Origin of the sequence: Olsenella phocaeensis (assembly GCF_048189965.1) — a bacterium.
Classification (GTDB): Bacteria; Actinomycetota; Coriobacteriia; order Coriobacteriales; family Atopobiaceae; genus Olsenella_I; species Olsenella_I phocaeensis.
The window spans coordinates 24129-48122 of record NZ_DBEZHV010000010.1; the positions used below are offsets into that span (position 1 = coordinate 24129).

The window sequence follows — 23994 nt, forward strand, 5'->3', positions numbered from 1 at the left end:
CTGGTGTTGGCGGAAGCCCGCTAGTCGACGGTGCGCAGGATCTGGCAGCGGATGTTCTGGCCGCCGCCGAAGCCGCGCAGGAAGGTGGTCTGGGGGACCTTGGCCATCTGGGTGGCGCCGGCCTCGCCGCGCATCTGCCTCACGGCCTCGTAGATGTCCGCGATGCCGGAGGCACCGTGGGCATGGCCGAAGTTGCAGCGGCCGCCGTGGGGGTTGATGGGCTTGTCCCCGTCGAAGGCGAAGCGGCCGTCGACGGCGTAGCGCCAGGCCTCGCCACGGGGGACGTAGCCGACCTCCTCGGCCGAGACGATGTCGCCACAGAGGAAGAAGTCGTTGACCATGAGCAGGTCGATCTCGTCGGGGGTCACGCCGGTGTACTCATAGACCTGGCGCGTGCCCTCCTTGGTGCCGTTGTACTCGTTGTCGGGCGTGGAGCCCTCGAAGGCGGCGGCACCCGTGCCCAGGACCTCGACGACCTTGTGGTCGAGGCCGCGCGCCACGGCAAGCTCGGTGGGCATGACCACGACCGCGGCGGCGCCGTCGCACTTGGTCTCGAAGCCCGTCACGCGCAGGTACTGGGTGACCTTGGGGTTACCGAAGCTCTTGAGGAACTCGTCCGCGCCCGAGAGCCCCGCCTTCCTGGCGACGTCGTCGAAGTCCTCGTCGTAGAAGCCCAGGGGGTTCTCCTTGGCGCCGCGGCGCAGGGACTTGGCGAGGCCGTTGAGGGCATCGTCGACCTGCTCGTCCGTGAGGTCGAACTCCCAGCGGTAGCGGTTGATCCAGTTGTCGAACGAGATGCCGAAGGCCGAGTCGAAGGGACGCCCGTAGGCGCGGTCGTAGACCTTGGGGATGGAGGGCAGCATCTCGGAGAGCGGGAAGTCGCGACGGAAGCAGCCCGGGGCGTCCACCACGGGCAGCGACGCGGCCAGGTCGACCGCGCCCGAGAGCACGACGTCGTAGCTGCCCGAGGCAACGGCCTGCACGGCCTCCTGCAGTGCCACGTAGCCGGTGCAGCAGGCCTCCGAGTGGTGCACCGAGCCGATGCCACGCACGCCGAACCAGTCGGCCACCTGCATGTTGGGTGTGAGCGAGTCGCCGATCATGAAGGGGTTCGCCGCGCCATGGTAGAAGTACTGGATGTCACGGGGCTCGAGACCCGCGTCCCGGATGGCCTCGAGGGCGGCGTAGCCGAAGGCGTCGCCCTCGCTCATGCCCTTGGTCTGGGGGTGGTCCTCGAAGTTGGTGAAGGGGGTGCAGCCCACTCCCACGATGGAGACGCTCCGTGCCTGCCCGCCTAGCTTCACGTTGTTCATGAACCGGACCTCGCCTTCCTCGCATGTCGCGCGCCGTCCGGCGCCACGACCTCACCGCCCATTGCAGCATCGAGTTTTGCATGCGGAGGAAATCAAGTCATTGTGTATCCTCACATAAAGCAGAGCGATAACTGACGTCCCAGTCGGCCCGTGGAACGGGATGGCACGGCCAGGAGGCTGCATGAGACTTGACGAGCTGGTCACACGACTCCCCCAGGGATCCGTCGCCTGGGAACACTATGCCGATCCGTGGCACGAGGTGTACACCATCAGCTTCCTGACCTTCGGCAAGGTCGCCCTGAGACCGGACGTCCTCTACTTTGGCGACCCGACCCAGCTCCCCGCCGTCCCGGACGACGGCTTCGCCAACCTCGTCGTGTTCGGGGAGGACGTGCCGGAGTCCTTTGGGCGGGCGAACAACATGAACGTGGTCGCGCTCTCCTCCACTGCCGACCCCTACGCCTGCTTCAACGCGATCCAGGCGTTCTTCCTGGAGGACCAGGAGCTCACGAACGCCGTGCGGAGGCTCCTGACCGCCCACTTCTCGAACAAGGGCCTCCAATACCTGGTTGAGGAGGCGTCTCTCGCCCTGGGCAACCCCATCTTCGTGGTGGACACCTCCTACCGCTACGTCGCCTGGCATCTGGGGGAGCTGGACGACTCCACCGCGTTCGGGCGGGTCATGCGCCAGGACATGGACGACCGCTCCGTGCACAAGGACGGCGTGGCGTACATCGTCCGCGAGCGGGTGGACGAGCGGCTCAGCAGCCAGGGCGGCCCCCTCGTCGCGCACAACGACCACCTCGAGGCCGACACCATGACCGACGCGGTGACGGTGCACGGCGTCGTCTTCGCCCACGTCTTCATGGTCGCGCACAACCACCCCTTCTCCGAGCTCGACCGCGAGGTCTTTGGGCGGCTGACGCACTTCGTCTCGCAGGAGCTGCAGAAGAGCCCGGTCTACGAGAGCAACAGGGGACAGGTGTGGTCGTACTTCCTCGTCGAGCTCCTCGACGACCGGCAGCCCAGCCCGGCGGTCGTGGAGAGGAGGCAGGAGGTCATCGACTACCACCCCTGGGACACCCTGTACATGGTCGTGCTGCGCCCCAAGGCCGACGCGCTCACGCCCAAGGCTGCCTCGCACGTGCGCGACCAGCTCATGCCCATCCTCGTCCACTGCCTCCACGCCCTCTACCACGGGTCGTTCGTCGTGGCGCTCAACCGGCACGACGGCGAGGAGGTGGGCGACTACGCGGAGGGCGTCCTTCGCAAGGTTGCGGAGGCCAACGGCCTCTTCGTGGGCATCAGCAACCCCTTCGGCAGCCTCGTGGACATACGCAGCTACTACCAGCAGGCGGCCGACGCCATCACCTACGGGACCATCGTGTCGCACGCGATCGACGACCATGGGATCTTCCGCTACCAGGACTACGCCTACGTCCAGATGCTCGCGGAGCTGGGCCGCGAGCACGACCTCCTGCACTTCTGCCATCCCGCGCTGCGCGCGCTCCTCGACTACGACAATGCGCACGGCACGGAGCTCGTGGACACGCTCTTCGAGTACCTGCAGAACGCCAGCAACACCACGAGGGCAGCCAGCATGCTGAGCCTGCACAAGAACACCCTGCTCTATAGGCTTGGCCGCATCCGCGAGATCGTCGGCTTCGACCTGAGCTCCGGAGAGGACCTCTACCAGCTCGCCTTCTCCTATCGCATCCTGCTGTACCTCGGCCTCTACACCCCGCGCATCCGCATCGCGCGCGACGACCTGCGCCGACCGAGGTAGGGCAAAGGAAGGGCACGGGCGAGGCGGACGACGGCCTCCTCCCGTAGGGAGCGCGGGCGCGCGAGGCATCCCCCCGCGCGCCCGCGCCACATGCTGATTGATGGGAGCTGCAAGCTCGCTCCGCCGCACGACCCCGCGCGTGCTCGCAGTCCGCACGCCGAATCTTGTCCCCGTGGACAGAAAGGGGCCAACCCGCCCCGAAAAGTGTCCAAAGGAGCAAGAACGAGGGAGAAGAACGCGAGAGCGACCGCAGGGCAAGAGCGCAAGAGAAAAAGCGAGAGGTGACCAGACCTCCCGCTCGCATCGCCTAGCGGCTGACCTCGACCGTGGGGAACTCCATCGACTTGTACTCGTCGTACAGGGGCTTGATCTCGCCCTGGCGCTGCATGAAGCCGATGCGGGTCTGGACGATCTCGTTGAGGTGCTCGGCGCGGGAGGCATCAATGAAGCGGTCGCGGATGTGCCCGTTCTCGGGGTCGATCTCGAGCATGGGCTTGCCCGTCTCGGGGTTGGTGCCCAGGGTGCCGCCGCATCCGCACACGGCGCACTCGTACGGGAACTCGACGCCGTCCCAGTGCGCGTCGCCGGGATACACGAGGGAGCTGTGGCAGTTGGGGCACACACCGTCGTTGGGGTCGCCCAGCCAGCTGCGCTCCTCGACCGGGGTGTTCATTGCCTCCCAGATGTGCTCACCCATCTGCTTGGCCCGCTCGACCTGCTCGGGGGTGGTCAGGACGTTGCCGGGACGGCCGACGCGCTGGATCATGAGGCGGTCGACCGGCGTGATGGACATGGTGAACATGGACGCCTGGAGCACCTCGAGGGCCAGGGGCTGCCAGTCGTGCATGGAGCCACCGACGGAGATGAGCCCGGCGACGGTGTGCGGGTCGTCCTTGACCACGCCGATCTCCTTGAGGAACGAGAGCTCGTAGGCGAGGAAGCGCTGGGCAAAGCGCAGGTAGACCGAGCTGGGGGCGAGGTCGTAGGTGGGGACCGCGAAGATCACACCGTTGCAGGTGTGAAGCTCGGTCACGAGCTGGTCGACGTCGTCCTTGTCCTTGAGTACGCAGCCGTGGTACTCCTTCTGCTTGCCCATGGCGATGTTGCCCATCTGCATGGTGCAGCCCTCACAGCCGCTGCAGGGCAGGATGTCGTAGTCGAAGAGGTTGATCATCTCGACCTCGGCGCCCTTCTCCTGCAGGACCTTGAGGGCGGCCTTGACCGCGATCTCGCCGTTGCCGTTCTTGCGACCAGCGCAAACGCCCATAACCTTGTATGCCATGACGGCTCCTCTCCCCTGCGGCCCCCTGCCGCAGCCTGTGCCCGCGGCAGCAACCGAGGGCCCCAAAAACCTGCTTCTAGGAGCAAGGATAGGTGGCGGGGAGGGTCCGGGCACCATCTGGAACGACAAAGCTCCCCTCCGTTCGGGAGAGGACCTTTGTTCGTGTGCACAATGAGGGACGGGCGATATCGACCCCTACACGATGGCCATGGCCACCTGGTCGCCCTGGTGGACGGCGTCGCGCACGACGCTCGCCTGGCGGGAGTTGCCCACGTTGAATACCGTGGCACCCAGCGCCTCGGACGCAGCCGTCAGCCGGCCCACCAGCTCCTCGTTGGGATCCATGCCAAAGGAGTACATGAGGCTGTCGGCCCTCACGAGGAAGCGCTCCTCGCCAGGCGTGCCCCGGTCATCCGTCGCCTTCGCGCAGACGAGGCCCTCGTCCGTGAACTCCAGAGGCACCGTGGAGAGCAGCTGTCTGATGCCGCGCTTGTCCATCTCGTCGAGAAGGGCGTTGCGATAGTAGCCGAAGGTGCCAGGCGTGATGCGCGGCCTGCGCACCACCATCGTCACCTCATGCCCCGCGGCGGCCAGGTTGAGCGCCGTCTCGCATGCGGTGAGCCCGCCGCCGGCGATGACGATGGAGTGCCCAAGCTCGCCCATGTGGTAGTAGGAGTCGGCGGCATCCATGGCACGCTCGGAGCCCGGCAGCTTGCAGCCGCGATTGTGGGCACCCACGGCAAGGATGACGTACTCGGGAGCGAGCTCGGCAAGGAAGGCCTCGTCCACCGTCGTACCCAAGCGCACGTCCACGCCCTCGGCCTCGAGCTCGCGCTCGAGCACCTCGATGAAGTCGAACCACTCGCGCTTGTCATGGTCGTGCTCCGAGAAGAGCAGCACGCCACCCAGGCGCGACCCGCCCTCGCACAGCGTCACCACATGACCACGGCGCGCGGCGGTGATGGCTGCCTGCATGCCGCCCACTCCACCGCCCACCACCAGCACGCGACGCGAGGCCTCTGGCTTGGGAAGACGGTCCGGGTAGTAGCCGAAGCCGCTGTTGGGGTTGATGGAGCAATCCCCCATGACGGCCGGGCTGTAGACCTTCATGAACTCCTCGGGAGGCAGCTGGTACCACAGGGGGATGTCCGTGGGGTGCTCGCAGAAGCCCGGGTAGCAGTGGAAGCAGCGCACGCAGCGGTGCACCATGTCTTCGTGTCCGTCCAGGGTCTTGTCGATGAACTCCGGATCCGCAAAGCACTGGCGCGCATACTCCACGAAGTCCGCCTTGCCCGACGCTATGGCCTCCTCGGCCTGCGCGACCGAGTTGAAGCCGCCCACCACCGAGACGAGCGTGCGCCTGAGATGCCCCTTGATGGCCGCCGCACGCTCGAGGTTCACCCCGTGCACGTCGAAGATGTCCGAGAAGGTGTCGCTGCCGTTGCCCAGCTTCTTGATGCCGTTCGAGACGTGGAAGATGTCGACGAGACCGTCTATCTGCTCGGCAAATCCGCAGCTGTCCTCGAGCGTCATGCCGCCCTCGTCGCCGTCCTCGGCGCTCATGCGCAGCTCGAGCACCTTGTCCTCGCCCATGCCGGCACGAAGCGCGCGCAGGACCATCTTGGGAAAGCGCGAGCGGTTCTCTATGGAGCCACCGAACTCGTCCGTGCGATGGTTGGTGGCCGGGCTCACGAACTGCTGCAGCAGGAAGCCATGCCCACCGTGCAGGAGCACGCCATCGAAGCCGCAGGCGGTGGAGAAGCGACCCACGCGCTCGAAATCCGCACAGACCTTCTCCATCACCTGCCTGCTCATGCCGAAGACGTGGCGCCCGTCCTCGCGCACCATGTCGTCAGGCCCCACGGGCTCGGCCGCGTCGTCCGCCTCCAAACCCTCGTGGGAGACCTCGAAGTACGCCAGGGCCCCGCCGGCGTGGATGCGCTCGGCATACTCCTTGGCGGCCTCGAAGTCGCTGCCGTAGAAGTGCGTCACGTCGATGGCGCGGTCCATGAAGGCGCCGCGGCTCTCCTCGAAGTTGAGCGGAAGCTCTCCCGTTGAGACGCAGCCGAAGCCGCCCCTGGCGCGGTCCTCGCACATGCGGTAGATGTTCTCGGCTATCTCGGGAATGAAGTAGACCGCGTGGAAGAACATGGTGGGCGCGGCTATCAGACGATTGCGGTACACGTTGCCCCGCACCTCGATGGGGTCGAACACGTGTGGGTACCTCGCAGCGCCGGGACGACCCTGCACCTGGGCGCGCGCCTCCTCGAGGCTGCGCACCACCTTGCTTGTGCGCGCCGCCCTCTGGGCGTGTCCCCTCTCCTGCTCCGGCATGGCGCTCCCCTCTCCTCTCCTTGGATTGACCTGGTCAAAAGACGCTTACTTCCCATCCGCGCCTAGGGGCATGAATGCCTTGGACGCGCGCTCCTTGCCAAAGATGGCCCCACATACCAGCATGCCGCACATCACGAGGCAGACGGCGAGCAGGATGCCAAAGGCCCAGAAGCAGAAGAGGTGGACGTATCCGATGGGCTGCTGCATGAACAGCGTGAAGAACGAGGTGGACATCCCCATGAAGATGCAGGGCACGTTCGAGAAGACCCTTCCCTCGAAGAGGTTCTCGTGCACGAGAAGGATGCAGAAGATGACGATGATGGTGGGAACGATGCTGGAAAGAATGAGGTTGTCGGCACCAAACCACATGGTAAAGAGCCCCGTGACCAGGCTGTTCACCACACACCATAGCTCGCCGATCGCGTAGCACAGAAGCATCTCGGGAATCTTCTTGAAGTCCACCCCAAAGGCGAAGAACATCAGCAGGGGCAGGAAGCACATCCAGGTGTACTGCCCATATCCCATGACGCCCATGAGCTGCATGAGCAGGGTGAGCACGATTGCCCCAACGATTTCTGACACGAGCTTGATTTTGGTACGTTCTGACATCTTGTCTCCCATCCAAAGAACCACCGTCATGAATTAACTTTTTCTTATCGTAGATGAAGGTAGATGGACAAATTAAGCTATAGATGTGCATATATAATAAGAGATGCTTATCATAAGGAGGGAGTGCGGGAGCATGCAGAGCAGACAGCTGGAGTACTTCGTCGCCGTCGCGGAGGAGCTCTCCTTCACCCGCGCCGCAAGGCGCCTCTTCGTCTCCCAGTCGGCACTCTCCCAGCAGCTCAGGACACTCGAGCGCGAGCTGGGCTGCAGGCTCCTTGAACGGGACAACCACCACGTGACGCTCACACCAGCGGGCCGGTCGTTTCTCGAAGATTCTCAGGCCATACTCGCAAGGACCAGGCAGGCCGTGGAGCGGGCGCGCCGCAGCGAGGAGGGCATCTCCGGCTCCCTTGCCATCGGCTACATCAAGGGATACGAACGCACGAACTTAGCCGACATGCTCTATTCCTTCCACGAGAGCCATCCCAAGGTGCAGCTGAGCTTCCTGCGCAAGAACGTGGCAGAACTTTATGATGCCCTGCGCAGGGAGGACATAGATGTCGCCATCAACCTCTTCTATAGCTCCGAGCACATGGAGGACATCCAGTGGCAGGGCCTGCGCAGCTGGCCCCTCAAGGCGGTGGTGCCCCTCTCCCATCCCCTCGCGCACCGCGCCATGATCGAGCTTTCGGAGCTCAGGGGCTATCCGCTCGTCGACATCGACAAGGGCAAGGGCGGCTACGGGGAGAGGGACACGATATCCCAGACGCTCAGGGAGGCCGGGCTGGACCCTCAGGTTTCCCTTTCCTCCGAGGACGTGGAGACCTCGGTGCTCTGCGTGGCGGCGGGCTTGGGATTTGCGCTTCTGCCCGGCTACCTCACTGACACCCTGCCGGCAGAGGGAAAGGTGGTGGCGCTGCCGCTTGCGGGGATGGAGCGCAAAATGCCCGTCGTCGCAGCGTGGCTCCCCTCGCACAAGAACGAGCTGCTCGACGTGTTCCTGGACACCTTCCTGGACGTGGACGAGCAGGGACCCTCCCTGCCGGAGGGCAGGGCCTAGGGAGGCCGCGCGATAATCTGCCTGCAACGACAAGGGAATCTGCAGATCGCTTACGACACGCCCCGCAACGCAAGGGGGCGACCACCCAGGATGGCCGCCCCCCAAACAATCAAACCTCACGAGTCTGCCTCCGAGGCAGCCCCTTACTCCTGGGAACCCTCGCCGCTCGGGATGACGTCCTCGTCACCCACGAGCTTGTGCGCGAGCTTCTCGATCGGCTTCATGAGGAGCAGGGAGATGACGAAGCAGAGGACCCACACGGGGATGTAGTTGACGAGGATGCCCATGATGACCCCGATGAAGGACGCCTTGACGGGAGGCAGGACCTCGGTGTTGAGGAGGGTCATGCAAATGACCAGGATGGTGGTGTACCAGGTGTTGACATGGATGCCCATCCACGTGCCGAACTCCTTGGAGCCCGGGGCGCCATGCTTGGCGGCAAGCTTGAACGCACGCTTGGGCGGCTGGATGGCGAGTCCGATGACGCACGCGATGAGATAGGCGACGAGGGCGTTGATGCCGTAGATGCCCCAGTTCCACTGGGGGACCTGCCCCTGCAGGATGGCGATACCCTGGCACATCGCCGACACGGCGAGCGCCATGGGGACGTTGTTGATCAGGGTGTCCGCGAGCAGGAAGAACTTGGACTGCTTCATCTCTGGCATGGCTGACCTTCCTTTTGTCTTGGGATCAAAGTTGCTGGTAAGACGGCGTCCCATAGCGTATCAGGGGGTGGCACGTGGAGGATTGGTGTAGACATACAAGAATCCCGAGCACTTTTTCGATTCTTATGGGCCAAGCGACAAGTCACGATGGCGTGGGTGCCTCTCGATGGGGCTCGAGGCACCCCCGCAGAAGCTTGGCTTGGAGTTGGGCTACTCCGCGAACTCCTGGAACTTGAGACCGTGCTCCTCGGGCATGGTTGCCTCGACGAAGGCCTTGTAGCGGGCGACGCGCTGCTTGTAGGCATCACCCTTCTGCAGCTCCATGAGGATGCCCTCGTTCTTGCCGATGTCCTCGCCGTGGATCTGCTTGCCCTGCATGGTGTCGTGGGCGCGCTCGCGGCCCTGGTCGTCGTACATGCCGGGGAACGCGGGCTCGCCGTCCTTGTCGAGGACGGTGTTGCCGTTCTCGTCCTTGAGGTCATGCTCGGCGTACTCGACGGTGACCTTGCCGTCGGCGAGGACGACCTTGCCCTGCAGTCCGCAGACGGCGCAGACGGCGCGGTTCTCGTCGGGATACAGGTAGAAGTCGTTGCAGTTGCAGTGCGGGCAGACGCCCTTCTCGCCCATGTACTTGGCGCTCTTGGGGTCGGCCGCGAACTCGGCCATCTGGACGCCGATCTGGTGGGCGCGGCTCACGACGTCATCCTTCATGAGGGCCGTCTTGGACCAGGGGATCCACTCGTTGTAGCAGACCTTCCAGGCCGGGGTCATGGACTGGATGGCGTGGTCCGACTGGATGTGGGTGCCCCAGTCGGAGCCGCCGATGCCGATGTAGGCGACGGGGATGTCGGTGTGGAAGACGAACGAGGGCGGGACGACGCCCTTCTTGCCCTCGGCGATGTTCCTCTCGGCGCTCATCTTGCCCAGGAAGTTGTTGCCGGTGTCCATGCGGGGCCCGAAGCGGTCCATGATGGTGTGGAAGAGGCCCGACGCGCCCGTCTCGAAGATCGGGTCGACCATGACGATCGCGTCAGCGGTGAACATCTCGTGCGCCAGCCAGTCGAAGTCGTCCTTGTGGATGCACATGTTGCCGCGGCCACCCATGAGCATCTTGATGCAGGTGATGCAGCCCGTGCAGTGCCTGATGTCAAGGTCCTGCGCGCGGATGAACTCGATCTGGGCGCCCGCCTCCTGGGCGCCCATCAGGGCCTCCTTGCAGATGGAGTCGTTGTTGCCGTTCTTCGTGCCGAACGAGATGCCGAGTACCTTAGCCATTCGCACCCTCTCCTTGGGTCTGTGAGCACATGTACTGACCTTGGGAGAAACCGTATGCCACGGCAGTGCGCGCGGCATTGTGCTTCGGTTCAAAAGCGAGACGCAAGAATCGTGCTTAATTTGTGAATCAGAGAGTGACGCGAGACCGCTCTGCCGTTCGTCGAGCAAACGGCAGCTTATGCCGAATTTCGACCCTCCAGCGTAAGACCGTCGGCCTCGCTCATCTCTAGCAGGCGCGCCGTGAAGGCCACCGCGAGCCGGTCGTCCCCGTCCTTAAGGTCGAGGTAGAAGAGCTCCCTGATCTTGTTCACCCTGTAGAAGTAGGTGTTGCGGTGCACGCTCAGGGCCTCGGCTGCCACCACGGGCTCGCCAGGGTAGCGGACGCTCATCACCGCCGTCTGGAGGTACGAGGTGTGACGCCTGCGGTCGTACGCGGCCATGGCCACCACGCGTTTGTCGAGGAGCGCGGCGAGCTTGCCGTCCCGCTTGGCGCTCCAGCCCATCACGGCGAAGCGCTCGTGCCAGAAGAAGTGGACGCGGGGGCCCTGGGCGGAGCGGCCCTCAAGCGCCTGCCGCAGGCCGGTGCACTGCCTGAGCGACGCCCCGGCGAGCGAGAAGTCCTCGAAGGGCTCGCAGACGTAGGCGTCCATGCCGTTGCGCTCGAGGAAGTCGCAGAACCCCCTGTTCTTGAGCACGAGGTTCTCGAACTGGTCGTAGGCGTCGAAGCCGGGCCTCTCGTCCTTTTCCAGGGTGAGCAGGAGCACCACGGATCCGTCTCGCACGGTCCAGATGACGTCCTCGAGGCAGGCCTGCATGACCTGGCCCGCCTTGAGGTAGTAGTCCCGGTCGGCCCCTTCCTCGCCTACGACGCTCACCAGGTCGTAGCGGGCGCCGTCCGCGCCGCCGAGCAGCGTGACCAGGGCGCGCATGGCGTCCACGCTCGAGAGCTTGCCGTCGAGGAGGTCGGCGAGGACCGTGGAACCCATGCCCACCCGCTCCCCCGCCACGCCCAGGCGGTCGATCATGATGCCGGCGAGGGCGCCCGCATAGTCCACGAGCTCCAGGTCGAGCCCCGTGAGCGGGCGCACCTCGAAGACGTCCAGGCGCCCCAGCTCGAGGTGGTGGTAGTAGATGATGGAGCTCACGTTGCGGACCCCGGTGGTACCCTTCTCGGACACGACGGGGACGCGGGTGGCCCGTGCCTGGCGGATGAGGCCGTCCGCCTCCATGAGCGAGGCGACCTCGTCCGTCACGTAGCCGCTGGTTATGACGTCCCGGAGCTCGCGGACGCCCTGGGGCAGGTCGCCCGCGGACGCAAGCACCTTGTGGTCGGTGTTGGATATGAGCACGGGGTTGCGCAGGACCCCGCTCGCGTGATCCGCGAACTGCTGGATGTCATACGAGCTCAGGAAGGCCTTGAAGAGGCGCTCGCGGCTCACGGCGAGGACGCCGCTCCTGCTCACCAGCCTGAGGAAGGCGTCACGGAACTCCGAGGGCGCGACGTCGCCGCTCGCCGCGACCACGCCCGTTGGCGGGCGCAAGGGGAGTTCGGAGGCGGCGCCGCGCAGGTACTCGAGGACCAGTCCCTCCCCCTCGCGGGGCGAGCCCAGCCGCTCCACCTGCTCCGGCGTGGCGAGGACGACGACCCCCTCCATTCCCCTGCCCTCGTAGTCGGCGGGTGACACGACGACGTCCCAGCCGAGCAGAGAGGGGTCCTGGACCTGGTAGCCCGTGAGAGGCAGCTCGTTTAGCACGGTTCGAAGTCTCACAGTGCCTCCCGTGGCTTGTGCTCATGCACAAATATGATAGACCAGCTGCCTGCGCGAATGGGGTTCCGTTCCATGTGCTTCCGGGGGGGCAGGACCTAGTATCTGCAAGGATGGCAATCCGACCTCATGCAGGAGGCAAGCACATGCAGAATCTGATCGACGAGCTCGTCGGGAAGGCGAAGCGGGCGCCAAGGCGCGTCGCGCTGCCCGAGTGCGAGAGCACGAACACCCTCAGGGCGGCACGCCGCGTGGCCGACGAGGGCATCGGCACCCCGTACCTCGTGAGCCCCCGCGACGTGATCGAGTCCTGCGCCGCCGAGGCGGGCGTCTCGCTGGACGGCATGCGAATCGTGGACAGCTCGGACGCCGAGGCAGCCGAAGCCCTGGCCAAGAGGTACATGGACGCCGGGAGGGAGCGGCTGGTCTCTGCCAAGGGGGCACGTCGCAAGATAAAGAGGCCGATCTACTACGCCATGATGATGGAGGAGCTCGGGGACGTGGACTGCACCTTCTGCGGCCACACCAACACCACCGGCGACGTGCTCATGGCCGCTCAGATGATCATCGGCCTGCAGGACGGCGTCGACGTCCCCTCCATCGTCGCGCTGACCCAGACCCCCGGCTTCGAGGGGCCCGAGGGGGACGTGATGGCCCTGGCCGACTGTGGCCTCAACCCCGAGCCCAGCGCAGAGGAGCTGGCCTCCATCGCCATAGCCGCCTGCGACTCCACGTCCTCCCTCATGGGCTGGGAGCCCCGCTGCGCCTTCGTCAGCTACTCCACCGACGGGTCGGGCGAGAGCCCCAGCGTCGAGAGGGTCCGCGAGGCCCTGAGGCTCGTCCACGAGCGCAGGCCGGAGCTCAAGGCGGACGGCGAGTTCCAACTCGACGCCGCCATCGTGCCTGCCACCGCCGCGAAGAAGGTCAGCCGCGAGTCCGAGGTGGCCGGCAGGGCAAACGTGCTCGTCTTCCCCGACCTCAACACCGCCAACACCGCCGTCAAGCTGATCCAGCTCTTCGCCCATGGCAAGGGCTTCGGCCACAACCTCTCCGGCTTCAGGCGCCCCGTCGCCGACAGCTCCCGTGGGGCCACGGTCGAGGAGATGGTCGGCGACATCGCCATGTTGGTCCTCTCGTCCGATTAGGCCCGCGTGGCGTCGGGAAGCGGCGCCACGCCCATCACGAGAAAGGAAGCATCGTGCCCTACCGCATCCTGACCCTCTCGCCCGGATCGACCTCCACCAAGGTCGCCGTCTTCGAGGGCGAGCAGACGCTCATGAAGTCAAACGTCCGCCACGACCCCGTCGAGCTCCAAGGCTTCGACGCCGCCGCGGACCAGCTCCAGTACCGCATCGACACCGTGCTGGCGGAGCTTGCGAAGGCGGGCATCCAGCTCGACTCCATCGATGCCTTCTCGGGCTACTGCGGGGGCATGGGCCCCACCGTGGGAGGCATCTTCGCCATCGACCAGAACGTGTGCGACCACGTGCTCTCGTGCGGCATGAACCACCCCGCCATCCTGGGCGCGCCCATCCTCTTCGACTTCGCACGCAGGACCGGCAAGCCCGCCTTCGCCGTGAACCAGCCCGACACCGACGAGCTCGAGGACGTCGCCAGGATCACCGGCTACCCCGGCATCTACCGCAAGAGCCACGTGCACTGCCTCAACCAGAAGGAGTGCGCCATCCGCTTTGCCGCCTCGCTGGGCAGGCGCTACGAGGAGGTCAACGTCATCGTGGCCCACGTGGGAGGCGGACTCTCAGTGGCGGCGCACCGGAAGGGCCGCATGATCGACACCAACGACGTGATCGAGGGCTCGGGCCCCTTCGCGCCGAACCGCTCCGGCGACGTTCCCGCCAAGCCCGTGGTGGCCCTCGCCTTCTCTGGTAGCCACGACAGGCGCGAGATCGACGCCGTGATCGGCAAGGCGGGCGGCCTGAAGGGCCTTTTGGGCACCGATGACGCCCTCGAGATCGACCGTCGCATCGAGGCGGGCGACGCCTGGGCGAAGCTGGTCTTCGAGGCCATGGCCTACCAGACGGCGAAGGCCATCGGGGCGTTCTCCGTCGCCCTGGAGGGCAGGGTCGACGGCATCGTGCTCACCGGCGGCGTCTCGCACGACGAGGCCTTCACCAGCTACGTCAAGGAGCGCGTGGGCTGGATCGCACCCGTGGCCGTATATGCCGGCGACTTCGAGATGGAGGGTGCCGCCGCCGGAGCCGTCCGCGCGCTCGAGGGCAGCGAGGCCGTCATGACCTACACCGGACGGCCGAGCTGGGCGGGCTTCTCGTTCGAGGCCGCCCCCGCCGACGTCGAAGCCTAGCGAGGAGGAGCATGTCCAAGGAGATATCCACGAGGGGCGCCTTCCACTACGCCCATCTGATCGTTCTCTCGTGCATCGTCATCACCTGCCTGCCCTGTGCGCTCGTGCTTTCCTGCGCAGGCATCTTCTTCACGCCCGTCTCGGCCTACTTCAGCGTGGCAAGGTCGGCGTTCACCCTGTACTTCTCGATCCTGAACGTCGCCATGATGCTCACCCTGCCCGTTGCCGGCAGGGTCCTGGCCAAATCCGACGCCCGCGTCGTGCTGTCGGCGAGCGTCGTGCTCTGCGGGCTCGGCCTCGTCGGCATGTCCATGTGCCGGGAGCTGTGGCAGTTCTATCCCTGCGGCGCGGTGCTCGGCGTGGGCGTGGCGCCCCTCATCTACCTTGCCGTGCCCGCCCTCGTCAACGCCTGGTGCGTGCGGAGGGTCGGCTTCTTCGTGGGCCTTTGTATGGCGTTCACGGGCATCGGCGGGGTGATCTTCAACCCGCTTGGAACGGCCCTCATCAACTCCGATGCCGAGGGCTGGCGCACGGCATACCTCGTCTTCGCCGCCATAACCCTCGTGGGTACGCTCCCTTTCACGCTCCTCGTGGTGCGCAGCAGGCCTGAGGACATGGGGCTCCTCCCCTATGGCGCAGAGGGCGAGGCCGCAGCAGGGGGCGAGCCCACCGTCACCGAGTCGAGGGGTGCCATGGCCACCGACGCCATGAGGACCCCAGCCTTCGTGGCGCTGCTCGCCTTCTGTGGTGTCATCACGCTGAACCAGACCATCTACCAGTTCCTTCCCAGTTACGCCTCCTCGATCGGGGGGGACGTGGCGGCCGCCTCGGGCGTGGTTGCCTCGGCCGCGATGGCTGGCCAGGCAATTGGCAAGGTCCTCCTGGGCGTCATCAACGACAGGTCAGCCAGGCTCGGCACCGCGTTTGGCATCCTGTCCGGCGTCCTGGGCGTGCTCGTGATGTGGCTCTTCCCGGGCGCCCTCGCCCTCCTGCTCGTGGGCTCCTTCCTCTTTGGCGTGGTGTATGCCATGACCACGGTCGAAACGCCACTCTTGGTCCGTACCGTCTTCGGGTCCAGGGACTACACCAACATCTACTCCCGCGTCTCCATGGTCGGGTCGCTCATGAGCGCCGTGGCCGCCGTGTTCTGGGGCCTCGTGGTAGACTCCGCCGGCGGCTTCCCCCTCATGTTCGCCCTTGGGATCGCGTGCATGGCGGCCTGTCTCGCACTTGCCAACTTCGCCCTGGCACATCGGAGCGTGGCCTAGGAATCGGTAGCGAAGGCTGGCCTGCCGCTCCGCCGCCTGCGCGCCAATTTCTCTCGAAAGCGTCCGATGTGTCAGGTCTCCACTTTCGACGGCGTCAAACGCGCGCCGCGCTTATGCGAGAGCGCCCAACGCGCGCCGCTCTTCGACGAAAGCGCTCAATGCGTGTCAAATTCTCTCGAAAGCGTCCAACGCGTCTCTCGCCTCCGCGTTTGCGCAGTTAGCAGAGAGGAGAAAAACGCGTTGGACGTTGTCGGCGCATTTTCGCACGCGTAGGACGTTGCCGGGCGGAAGTCGCGCGCGATGGGCGCTGTCGGCGCTCTCTCGCGCGCGATGGACGCCGTCGGAATTGGCTCACGCGCGATGGACGTTGTCGACGCATTCTCGGTTCGCTCCGACAACGCGTTTGGAATCCTCGCTAGCGACGCCCTCGAGCGCCCTCCCTATCCGGCAGATCCGTGTCGGTGTCGGCGCTCGCCCCGAGGCTTGCGAGGCTTGGGCTTCTCGATGAGGCCACGGAAGTCGGGCGAGCTGGGGTCCATGTCCATGGGGCTCATCACGTGGAGCTGGCCTCGGAGCTCGCCGAGGGAGTCGTTCTCCCAGCGGAAGCCTCGGTCGGTCTTGGAGAACTCGGCGACGTCCAGCCAGGAGGAGAGGTCTGCCTTGGAGTACTCCCTGTCGTAGTGAGCGCTCACCCACCTGTCGTAGCCCTCCATGTCCTGCATCTTGCGCAAGGTCTCCTCCCACTCGTCGATGGAGGTGGAGTCCTCGTAGAAGAGGGTCATGACCGGCGTGACGGCGTCGCCCGAGAGGAACAGCCGTTCCTGCCCCACGAGAAAGCCCATGCTTCCCCTGGTGTGTCCCGGGAGCGCGACCGCCCTCACCGTGACGCCGCCCAGGTCGAAGGCCTGTCCCTCCACGAGGCGCCTCGTTGCCGGACGCTTGCCAGAGAGCACGGGGAAGCAGGAGTCCTCGGAGAGGTCGAGCTTCTCGACGAGCTGTTCGCGAACGCGCAGGTGGAAGGCCTTCTCCTGGTCCCAACGGCCATCGTCGGCCTCTGAGATCCAAGCCTCCGGAAACTGGTAGGCGCAACCCACGTGGTCGTGGTGATGGTGTGTCAGGACGACGGTGAGCGGAAGCGTCGAGATGCCCTCGACGGTCGCCCTGAGGTCGCCCAGCCCCTCGCCGGCGTCCACGAGGAGCGCGGCATCGTCGCCCACCACCAAGAACGCGCGGTTGCCTCCCACGTCGGTGAGCCTCCACACGCAGGACCTGACCTGCGCCACCTTCCACTCCGCCCTCTGCAGCATGCTTCCTCCTTTTGTGCGGGAGGGGTGCCCGGCCGAAGCCCGGACACCCCACGCTCAGACTACCTGTGACAACATCCATCCGGACCTAGCGGTGGATGTACTCGCCCGCCTGGTACCTCGGGGGGACGACCGGGAGCTCCATGTAGGAGGCATACCGGCCGCCGGTGTGGACGCAGTGCGTGCCATGGTTCTCCCGGTCCCAGGCCAGGGGCTCAAACCAGCCCTCGCGGATGTAGCGGCCAGAGACCTGGATGCGGAAGCGCTCGCCCTTGTGATAGACGCGGGCGGTGGGGACGATGGCGATCTCGACCTCGCGGACCTCGCCCTCGGCAAGCTTGGCCGGCTCGTCCCTCATCGTGTACACGGGGTTGTGCTTCTTGGAGGGCTTGGTGTCCACGATGGCACGGGAGACGCGGCACTTGCCCCAGGCGCCGGGGTGCGGCTCGTCGAGCGTCGTCCAGGGCACCCACGTGCCGTCGGTGGCAGCCTTCTGCACGTTGACGAAGAGGTCCATGTCGTCATGGCCCTCGCAGGACACGAACAGGTGGAGGTCCATGTAGCCGGTGACCTCGATGTCCTCGGGCAGGACGTAGTCGAAGTCGAGCTCGCCCCTGTTGGCGTCGTACTTGGCCACGGCCTCCGCCTCGGGCTTGTCGAAGCCGGCGGCGAAGGTCTCCTTGCTGCCGCCGTCCTGGCTCACGTCGGCGGAGTCAACATGCGCGCTGGCGTCGAGGTAGAGGTTCCTGTACTCGGTGCGCTTGATGGGCCAGGCCTTCTCGGGGCGCTTCTCCTGGTAGTCCACGTCATAGGCGTCCATGATGTCCAGGCGCACGCGCGGGGTCATCTCCCAGCCGTTGTGGATGCCCTTCAGGTAGCGGTCGTAGAAGCGCCTGAGGTCCTCGAGGTTGTCGGGATCATAGGTGTCGGGCCACTCGAAGTCGCGGTGGGCGCGGAGCCACTTGAGGTGGGAGCGGCAGCGACGCCAGGCGTTGACGGACCCAGGCAGGTGGAAGTGGGACCAGCCGGCGGTCTGGTAGACGGGAATCTTGATCTTCTTGAAGTCGGCGCGCTTGTCCTCCCAGTACTCGTTCATGGTGGGGTACATCTGCGCCATGGACACCTGGTCGTCAACGCCGTTGGGACCCGTCACCTGAGCGGCGATGAACTTGTTGAACGAGAGCGCGGGCACGCCGCCCTCGTAGAAGGACTCACGGTAGAGGTCGGTGGTGCACTCCCAGGGGGCGATGCACTTGAGGTGCGGGGGGCACTCGGCTGCGATGCCCCACTGGTGCATGGCCACGCCGGAGTTGCCGGACATGCCGACGTTGCCGTTGCACCAGGGCTGGATGCCGAGCCACTCAACGAAGTCGTAGCCGTCCTCGCGGTCCTGGTGGGTGAACATGTGCACCGAGCCCTCGGAGTGTCCGGCGCCGCGCACGTCGACGTTGGCCACGGCATAGCCCTGGTAGCACCAGTAGAGGGGGTCGGGCGACTCGAACTTGGCGGTCTTAGAGACGGTCATGGGAGGCACGCCCATGATCTGCCACTCACTCATGCCGTCGCCGGGGCGCTTACCGAACCAGGACCACGACACGATGGCCGGGACCTTGGCTCCCTCGATCACGTTGCCAGCCTCGTCCAGGTCACCGGGGCGGAAGATGTCCGCATAGATCCTGCAGCCGTCGCGCATGACGACTTCCTGGTCCTGCATGCAGATGACGCCTGGGGCGACCTGGTAGACGCGCTGGTTGAAGGGCGGGCAGAAGCCCTGGCCCATGCGCGCCATGGGGTCGTCGGAGGCGGAGAGGTCGACCTCGGCCTGGTTGTCGTTGGGCTGGCGGGCCACGAGGTAGGCGGTCATCATCTCGACGCCCTTGAAGGTCTCGGGCTTCAGGTAGAGGTAGCGCTCGCGGTCCGTGTCAAAGTAGACGGGCCACTCGTCCGAGTACTCCTCACCGCTGCCCTGTACGAGGTCGGAGACCTTCTTGTCGGACACGGCCTTCCAGTGCTCGGGAATCTTGTAGTCAAGCATCGGCACTTCTTTCTCAACGTGAACGAAATGTCCGTGCCGCGCGGCACGGAAAACGGCTGGCGCTACTCGTCAAGCAGCTCGCACACGAAATCCGTGGCCTCGCCAAAGGTCGCGCAGCGGCGGAACTTCATGTAGGGCACCTCGATGTCGAGCTCGTCCTCGATGTATGTGGTGATCTGCGACACCTGCACGGACTTGATGCCAAGGTCCTCGAACCTGGTGTCCTCGGTGAACTCGGAGGGGTCCTTGCCAAAGAGCTGGCCGGCACGGGTGGTGAGCGCGTCCCAGACCTCCTGGCGATCCTCGTCCATTGCTGCTCCCTTCGTCGAGGGGACGCGTCCACGCCCCCGCCCGCGAGCGTCCGCGGGCCTGCCTTCTGGTTCGAGGCTCAGTATCCGCGCGCGTCGTGGGGTCGGCAATGTGGACCGACTCAAATGGACGGGCGCAGGCAAGGTGGCAATTTGTGCTTGAGTGCAGAGCCAGGGCATGCGACGCCGCGAGGAGGGGTGGGGTGGGAGCCGGTCGTCGGGAGGCGGAGGCGGGGGCGGTGCGGTGTGGGCCTGCCCGGGGCGCGCAGTTCAGATCTGATTTGCACGTCTCTCAGCAAAATGCCAGGTCAGCGGAGAATGGCGCGCAAACCATTTCCAGAGTGCGCAGCGGGCGGGCGACTTGGGGGGCGCCGAGGCCCGCGCCGCCCGCAGGTGAGAAGTGCGGCGGCTACCGCTCGCGGCGTCGTCCCAGGAGGAAGGGCAGGCGCCGTCGGATGAGGCGCTCGACGGGCACGAGGACGAGGACGGAGGCCAGGGCGAGGAGGGCACCCACACCGAGCTGCGCTGCGAACGGCGCGTCGTGGAGGTCGACGCCGGCAAGCGAGAAGAGCAGCAGCTTGCAGAGGTTCATCGACGGGGCCGAGAGCGCATAGAGCACGAGACTCCTGCGGCCCAGCTCCCGCAGGGGGCCGCACTCTCCCAAGGCAAGCGAGAGGAACGCCACGGCAAGGGTCCCCGCCAGCGCCAGGAGCAGCATGAGCGCCGCCTGCAGGACGGCCAGGGAGAGAGCGGGGCTCTCCCCGTCCGGGAAGAGCGCCACGTACTCCTGGGTCACGTAGAGATCGGGCATGACGCGGTGGGCGACGAGGCCCAGCGCGACCGCAAGGGCCAGCGCAAGCGGAACGAGGGCCCAGCGCGGCACGCGGGCCAGCGCCTCCCTGAGCGCCACTCCCAGGAGGATGTAGCCGCCCGCCTCCATGCCCCTGAGGAGGCAGAGGGGCAGCTTGACCTCCGGACCCACGGTCCACCAGAGCTGGGACGCGAGGACGAGCAGGACCCCGACGAGGGCACAGGCGAGGACGTGGCCCCTCTCGCCCGCCCCCTCGTCGTCCGGACCGGCGAGGGCGCGGAGCACCAGGAAGGCGAGGAGCTGACCCCAGAAGTACGCCCAGAGGAACCAGAGTCCCTCTCCCATGACCAGGACGTCGAACGCCGACGTCGCGAGGTCCTGGGTGCCCTCGACGGCGAGCGACTCCCCGAGGGAGGGCGCCAGGGCGAGGGCAACGGGCTTGAGGAGGTAGTAGAGCGAGAAGACGTAGTACGGGACGAGAAGACCCCGGGCGCGGCGCCGGGCGAAGCTGCCGAAGTCACGCCCCCTGGGGCGCAGGACCACCCCTCCCAGGAAGAAGAAGAGCGGCATGTGGAAGAGGTAGAGCGCGTAGTGGAGCTCGTCCAGGGCCGGCAGCCAGACGCTCTGGCCGTCGCCGTTGGTGAGGTGGCCCAGGGCGACGAGGAGGATGCCCAGCCCCTTAGCGACGTCTACCCAGGGCAGCTTGGTGCCCGCGGCGTCGCTCCTGGCGGTCGTCTCCCCCTCCATGTCAGCTCCTTGGTGGCTTCTGGTGGCTTTCCGGCGGGCTGCCACGCTTACGGGTCTGGGCGAGACCGGAGCCCCGCCCAGACGACTTCGCATGCCTTTCCGATGCCGCGCGACTAGATCGCGACGATGTTCACGAGCTTGCCGGGGACGACGACGACCTTCCTCACGTCCTTGCCCGCGATCTGGTCTGCGACCGCCTCGCGCGCCGCGGCCTCCAGCTCGTCCTTGCCGGCAGACGCAGGAACCATGATGCGGGCACGAATCTTGCCCTTGACCTGCACTGCGATCTCGACGCTGTCGCTCTTTGCCTGCTCGGGGTCGAACTCGGGCCAGGGCTCGTCGTAGACGGAGCCCTCCCTGCCCAGCGCCTCGTGGAAGAGCTCCTCCGCCCAGTGCGGGCAGATGGGGGCCAGCATGGTCACGATGGCATGCGCCGTGCGGTAGCAGACCGCCGCGTCGCGGCCGGCGGGCTCGGTCTCGTTCAGGTACTTGCTCGCCGCGTTGACCAGCTCCATGCAGGCCGATATCGCGGTGTTGAACTGCCCGCGGTCGAAGTCGGCGGTGCAGCGCAGGCCCATCTCGTTGAGGCAGCGGTTGAGCTCCCTCGAGGCGGCGTCGGTCGTCGCAAGGTCGAGCCCTGCCCTAGCGTCCGCGGTCTGGGAGAGGCCCCACACCACGCGCCAGGCGCGCTTGATGAAGCGGTTCGCGCCGGCGACGGCCTCCTCGTCCCAGTCGAAGTCCTTCTCGGGGGGAGCCACGAAGAGGATGGCCAGGCGCATGGTGTCGGCGCCGTAGGGCTCGATCACGCTGGAGGGCGGCACGACGTTGCCCTTGGACTTGCTCATGGTCTCGCCGTTGGCGTCCTTGACCATGCCCTGACAGAGCAGGTTGGTGAAGGGCTCGTCCACGTCTATCATGCCCAGGTCGCGCAGGACCTTGGTCCAGAAGCGCGAGTAGAGCAGGTGCAGGATGGCGTGCTCGATGCCGCCCACGTAGTTGTCGACGGGCATCCAGCGGTCAACGGACCCCTTCGAGAAGGGGGCCTGGTCGTTGTGCGGGTCGCAGTAGCGCAGGTAGTACCAGCTCGAGCAGGTGAAGGTGTCCATCGTGTCGGTGATGCGACGGGCGGGCCTGCCGCAGCGCGGGCAGGTCGTCTCGTAGAAGGGGGCGTACTCGGCCAAGGTCTCGCCGGCACCGAGGTCGAGGTTGTCGGGCAGGAGGACGGGCAGGTCCTCCTCGGGCACGGGAACGTCGCCGCAGTCGTCACAGTGGATCATGGGGATGGGGTTGCCCCAGTAGCGCTGACGGCTGATGAGCCAGTCGCGCAGGCGGAACTGGACCTTCTCGCGGCCCACGCCCCTCTCGCCCAGCCACTTGATGATGGCGTCGACGGCCTCGGAGTGCTTGCCGCCCTTGAGGCCGGTGAACTCGCCGGACTGCACCAGGTAGCCCTCGGCGTCCATGGCGTGCTCCCAGTCCACGCTGCGCACGCGCAGCTCGCGCTCGTCCTTGAGCTCCTCGTAGAGTGGGTCGTCCTTCTTGCAGATGATCGGGGCTATCTCGAGGCCGTACTTCTTGGCGAAGTCGAAGTCGCGCTGGTCGCCGCAGGGGACGCCCATGACGGCGCCGGTGCCATAGTCCATGAGGACGTAGTCGGCGACCCAGATGGGCGCGGGGCGGCCGTTGATGGGGTTGATGACGTAGCGCCCGGTGAAGACGCCGTGCTTCTCCCTGCCGGAGCCCTGACGGTCAACGCTCGAGACCTTCTCGGTCGCGGCCTTGAGCTCCAGGAACTCGGCCTCGTGCTCGCTGCCGGCGACGAGCTCGGCCGCCAGCGGCGACTCCGGGGGCAGCAGGAAGAAGCTCACGCCGAAGAGGGTGTCGGCGCGGGTGGTGAAGACGGTGACCTTGCGGTCGGTGGGGGTCACGCCGTCCTCGGCCGCCAGGACGAAGTCGATCTCGGCTCCCTCGGAGCGGCCGATCCAGTTGCGCTGCTGGGCCTTGACGTTCTCGGGCCAGCCCTCCAGCTTGTCGAGGTCGTCCAGGAGCTCCTGGGCGTAGTCGGTGATCTTGAGGTACCACTGTGAGAGCTCGCGCTTCTCGGGAATCGAGCCGCACCTCCAGCAGCGACCGTCCACGACCTGCTCGTTGGCGAGCACGGTCTTGCAGTGGGGACACCAGTTGACGGGCGAGGTGGCGCGGTACGCCAGGCCCTTCTCCCACATCTTGATGAACATCCACTGGCCCCAGCGGTAGTACTCGGGGTCGCAGGTGTTGAACATGCGGTCGTAGTCATACGAAAAGCCCATGCGCTTCATGGTCTTGACTGCCTGGGCGATGTTCTGGTGGGTCCACTCGCTCGCCTGGGTGTTGTGCTTGATGGCGGCGTTCTCGGCGGGCAGGCCGAAGGCGTCGAAGCCCATGGGGTGCAGCACATCGAAGCCGCGCATGCGGGCCTGGCGCGCCATGGCGTCACCGATGGTGTAGTTGCGCGCGTGGCCCATGTGCAGGTCGCCCGAGGGGTACGGGAACATCTCGAGCACGTACCTCTTGGGCTTGGAGGGGTCCTCGTCGGTCTTGTAGAGCGACTCCTCCTCCCAGCGCGCCTGCCACTTGGTCTCTATCCTCTGGGCGTCATAGGCGGGAACGTCGCCCGTCTCGCGCCTGACATCGCTGTTCTCAGCCATGAGTTCCTTTCCTTGGCACAAAAAGACATACATGGGGGAGTATAGCGAGAAACGCGTCGTGGTCTCGCGCAGGGCGCTGATGCGGACGTGCGGTCACTGCGCTGCCACACGTCCGTGGCGCCTGCCAGGCGAGCCGACAAGGAAGAGGGGCCAGGCTCAGCCTGACCCCTCGGACTCGGCACCTTGTAAGGAGGCCTGACGGGGCGCCTAGGCCTTGTCGTCCCTGCGACGGAGGCGGAACGCGACGAGCAGCGAGACGGCGGCAAGGCCTGTGACCGCCACGTACGCGACGGGAGAGAGGTCGTCCCCGGTCTTGGGGAGCCTGGAGAGGACCTTGCGGACCACGTGCCCCACATGCCCTGGGAGCGCGGGCACCGGTCCGGGCTGCGGAGCCGGGTCCGGCGTCGGGTTGGGGTTGGGG

The 23994-nt window shown here is 66.2% G+C and carries 18 protein-coding genes; 5 read left to right on the forward strand and 13 right to left on the reverse strand.

The features are described from left to right. Positions 1–20: 20 nt before the first annotated feature. Positions 21–1313, reverse strand: a complete 1293-nt coding sequence (locus ACMPH2_RS04850) for a thiolase family protein (RefSeq protein WP_062530246.1) — start codon at positions 1311–1313, stop codon at positions 21–23. A gap of 181 nt (positions 1314–1494) precedes the next feature. Between ACMPH2_RS04850 and ACMPH2_RS04855 the strand changes: the two genes are divergently transcribed. Then, positions 1495–3099: a PucR family transcriptional regulator gene (locus ACMPH2_RS04855; protein ID WP_417118755.1), complete on the forward strand. Its 1605-nt coding sequence runs from the start codon at positions 1495–1497 to the stop codon at positions 3097–3099. Positions 3100–3406: 307 nt separating this feature from the next. Here ACMPH2_RS04855 and ACMPH2_RS04860 read toward each other — a convergent pair whose 3' ends face one another. The 3 genes from ACMPH2_RS04860 to ACMPH2_RS04870 form a co-directional block, all read right to left on the reverse strand. Beyond that, positions 3407–4381, reverse strand: a complete 975-nt coding sequence (locus ACMPH2_RS04860; protein ID WP_417118756.1) for a flavodoxin family protein — start codon at positions 4379–4381, stop codon at positions 3407–3409. A 195-nt stretch (positions 4382–4576) separates the two neighbouring features. After that, positions 4577–6715, reverse strand: a complete 2139-nt coding sequence (locus ACMPH2_RS04865; RefSeq protein ID WP_417118757.1) for an oxidoreductase — start codon at positions 6713–6715, stop codon at positions 4577–4579. A 45-nt stretch (positions 6716–6760) separates the two neighbouring features. After that, positions 6761–7324: a DUF1097 family protein gene (locus tag ACMPH2_RS04870; protein WP_417118758.1), complete on the reverse strand. Its 564-nt coding sequence runs from the start codon at positions 7322–7324 to the stop codon at positions 6761–6763. A gap of 133 nt (positions 7325–7457) precedes the next feature. Here ACMPH2_RS04870 and ACMPH2_RS04875 point away from each other — a divergent pair, with 133 nt between their 5' ends. Then, a complete protein-coding gene (locus ACMPH2_RS04875; protein ID WP_062530238.1) occupies positions 7458–8384 on the forward strand; it encodes a LysR family transcriptional regulator in 927 nt (308 codons plus the stop codon). Positions 8385–8527: 143 nt separating this feature from the next. Here ACMPH2_RS04875 and ACMPH2_RS04880 read toward each other — a convergent pair whose 3' ends face one another. The 3 genes from ACMPH2_RS04880 to ACMPH2_RS04890 form a co-directional block, all read right to left on the reverse strand. Beyond that, positions 8528–9049, reverse strand: a complete 522-nt coding sequence (locus ACMPH2_RS04880; RefSeq protein ID WP_417118759.1) for a hypothetical protein — start codon at positions 9047–9049, stop codon at positions 8528–8530. Between the two features lie 210 nt (positions 9050–9259). Then, positions 9260–10324, reverse strand: a complete 1065-nt coding sequence (locus ACMPH2_RS04885; protein WP_417118760.1) for a flavodoxin family protein — start codon at positions 10322–10324, stop codon at positions 9260–9262. A 176-nt stretch (positions 10325–10500) separates the two neighbouring features. After that, on the reverse strand, positions 10501–12093 hold the full coding sequence (locus tag ACMPH2_RS04890; protein ID WP_417118761.1) for a helix-turn-helix domain-containing protein: 1593 nt from the start codon (positions 12091–12093) through the stop codon (positions 10501–10503). A gap of 143 nt (positions 12094–12236) precedes the next feature. On the opposite strand from ACMPH2_RS04890, the gene ACMPH2_RS04895 reads away from it, so the two are divergent. The 3 genes from ACMPH2_RS04895 to ACMPH2_RS04905 are packed head-to-tail and all read left to right on the forward strand — an operon-like array spanning position 12237 to position 15681. After that, positions 12237–13235, forward strand: coding sequence for a phosphate acyltransferase (locus ACMPH2_RS04895; RefSeq protein ID WP_417118762.1), 999 nt, complete (start codon positions 12237–12239; stop codon positions 13233–13235). Positions 13236–13288: 53 nt separating this feature from the next. Further along, on the forward strand, positions 13289–14413 hold the full coding sequence (gene buk, locus ACMPH2_RS04900) for a butyrate kinase (protein WP_417118763.1): 1125 nt from the start codon (positions 13289–13291) through the stop codon (positions 14411–14413). 11 nt (positions 14414–14424) lie between these two features. Beyond that, positions 14425–15681 (forward strand): MFS transporter, encoded by a 1257-nt coding sequence (locus ACMPH2_RS04905; protein WP_417118764.1) that lies wholly within the window; start codon positions 14425–14427, stop codon positions 15679–15681. A 440-nt stretch (positions 15682–16121) separates the two neighbouring features. Here ACMPH2_RS04905 and ACMPH2_RS04910 read toward each other — a convergent pair whose 3' ends face one another. From ACMPH2_RS04910 to ACMPH2_RS04935, 6 genes are all read right to left on the reverse strand, one after another. Further along, on the reverse strand, positions 16122–16988 hold the full coding sequence (locus ACMPH2_RS04910; RefSeq protein WP_417118765.1) for an MBL fold metallo-hydrolase: 867 nt from the start codon (positions 16986–16988) through the stop codon (positions 16122–16124). An 85-nt stretch (positions 16989–17073) separates the two neighbouring features. Then, complete coding sequence (locus ACMPH2_RS04915; RefSeq protein WP_417118766.1) at positions 17074–19020, reverse strand: CocE/NonD family hydrolase; 1947 nt, start codon at positions 19018–19020, stop codon at positions 17074–17076. 62 nt (positions 19021–19082) lie between these two features. Next, on the reverse strand, positions 19083–19331 hold the full coding sequence (locus ACMPH2_RS04920; RefSeq protein WP_303131263.1) for an acyl carrier protein: 249 nt from the start codon (positions 19329–19331) through the stop codon (positions 19083–19085). A 406-nt stretch (positions 19332–19737) separates the two neighbouring features. Continuing rightward, on the reverse strand, positions 19738–20886 hold the full coding sequence (locus tag ACMPH2_RS04925; protein ID WP_417118767.1) for an acyltransferase family protein: 1149 nt from the start codon (positions 20884–20886) through the stop codon (positions 19738–19740). Between the two features lie 113 nt (positions 20887–20999). Then, the gene (gene leuS / locus ACMPH2_RS04930; protein ID WP_417118768.1) at positions 21000–23573 is read right to left on the reverse strand and encodes a leucine--tRNA ligase; all 2574 of its coding nucleotides are present in this window, start codon (positions 23571–23573) and stop codon (positions 21000–21002) included. A 207-nt stretch (positions 23574–23780) separates the two neighbouring features. Then, positions 23781–23994 (reverse strand): LPXTG cell wall anchor domain-containing protein (locus tag ACMPH2_RS04935; protein WP_417118769.1); only part of this gene is annotated, 214 nt, incomplete at its 5' end.

Coding starts and splice junctions, on each gene's coding strand:
- ACMPH2_RS04915 (WP_417118766.1), bottom strand. CDS start 19,020: ATGCTTGACTACAAGATTCCCGAGCACTGGAAGGCCGTGTCCGACAAG.
- ACMPH2_RS04885 (WP_417118760.1), bottom strand. CDS start 10,324: ATGGCTAAGGTACTCGGCATCTCGTTCGGCACGAAGAACGGCAACAAC.
- ACMPH2_RS04850 (WP_062530246.1), bottom strand. CDS start 1,313: ATGAACAACGTGAAGCTAGGCGGGCAGGCACGGAGCGTCTCCATCGTG.
- ACMPH2_RS04895 (WP_417118762.1), top strand. CDS start 12,237: ATGCAGAATCTGATCGACGAGCTCGTCGGGAAGGCGAAGCGGGCGCCA.
- ACMPH2_RS04880 (WP_417118759.1), bottom strand. CDS start 9,049: ATGCCAGAGATGAAGCAGTCCAAGTTCTTCCTGCTCGCGGACACCCTG.
- ACMPH2_RS04920 (WP_303131263.1), bottom strand. CDS start 19,331: ATGGACGAGGATCGCCAGGAGGTCTGGGACGCGCTCACCACCCGTGCC.
- ACMPH2_RS04855 (WP_417118755.1), top strand. CDS start 1,495: ATGAGACTTGACGAGCTGGTCACACGACTCCCCCAGGGATCCGTCGCC.
- ACMPH2_RS04910 (WP_417118765.1), bottom strand. CDS start 16,988: ATGCTGCAGAGGGCGGAGTGGAAGGTGGCGCAGGTCAGGTCCTGCGTG.
- ACMPH2_RS04860 (WP_417118756.1), bottom strand. CDS start 4,381: ATGGCATACAAGGTTATGGGCGTTTGCGCTGGTCGCAAGAACGGCAAC.
- ACMPH2_RS04870 (WP_417118758.1), bottom strand. CDS start 7,324: ATGTCAGAACGTACCAAAATCAAGCTCGTGTCAGAAATCGTTGGGGCA.
- leuS (WP_417118768.1), bottom strand. CDS start 23,573: ATGGCTGAGAACAGCGATGTCAGGCGCGAGACGGGCGACGTTCCCGCC.
- ACMPH2_RS04905 (WP_417118764.1), top strand. CDS start 14,425: ATGTCCAAGGAGATATCCACGAGGGGCGCCTTCCACTACGCCCATCTG.
- ACMPH2_RS04875 (WP_062530238.1), top strand. CDS start 7,458: ATGCAGAGCAGACAGCTGGAGTACTTCGTCGCCGTCGCGGAGGAGCTC.
- ACMPH2_RS04865 (WP_417118757.1), bottom strand. CDS start 6,715: ATGCCGGAGCAGGAGAGGGGACACGCCCAGAGGGCGGCGCGCACAAGC.
- ACMPH2_RS04925 (WP_417118767.1), bottom strand. CDS start 20,886: ATGGAGGGGGAGACGACCGCCAGGAGCGACGCCGCGGGCACCAAGCTG.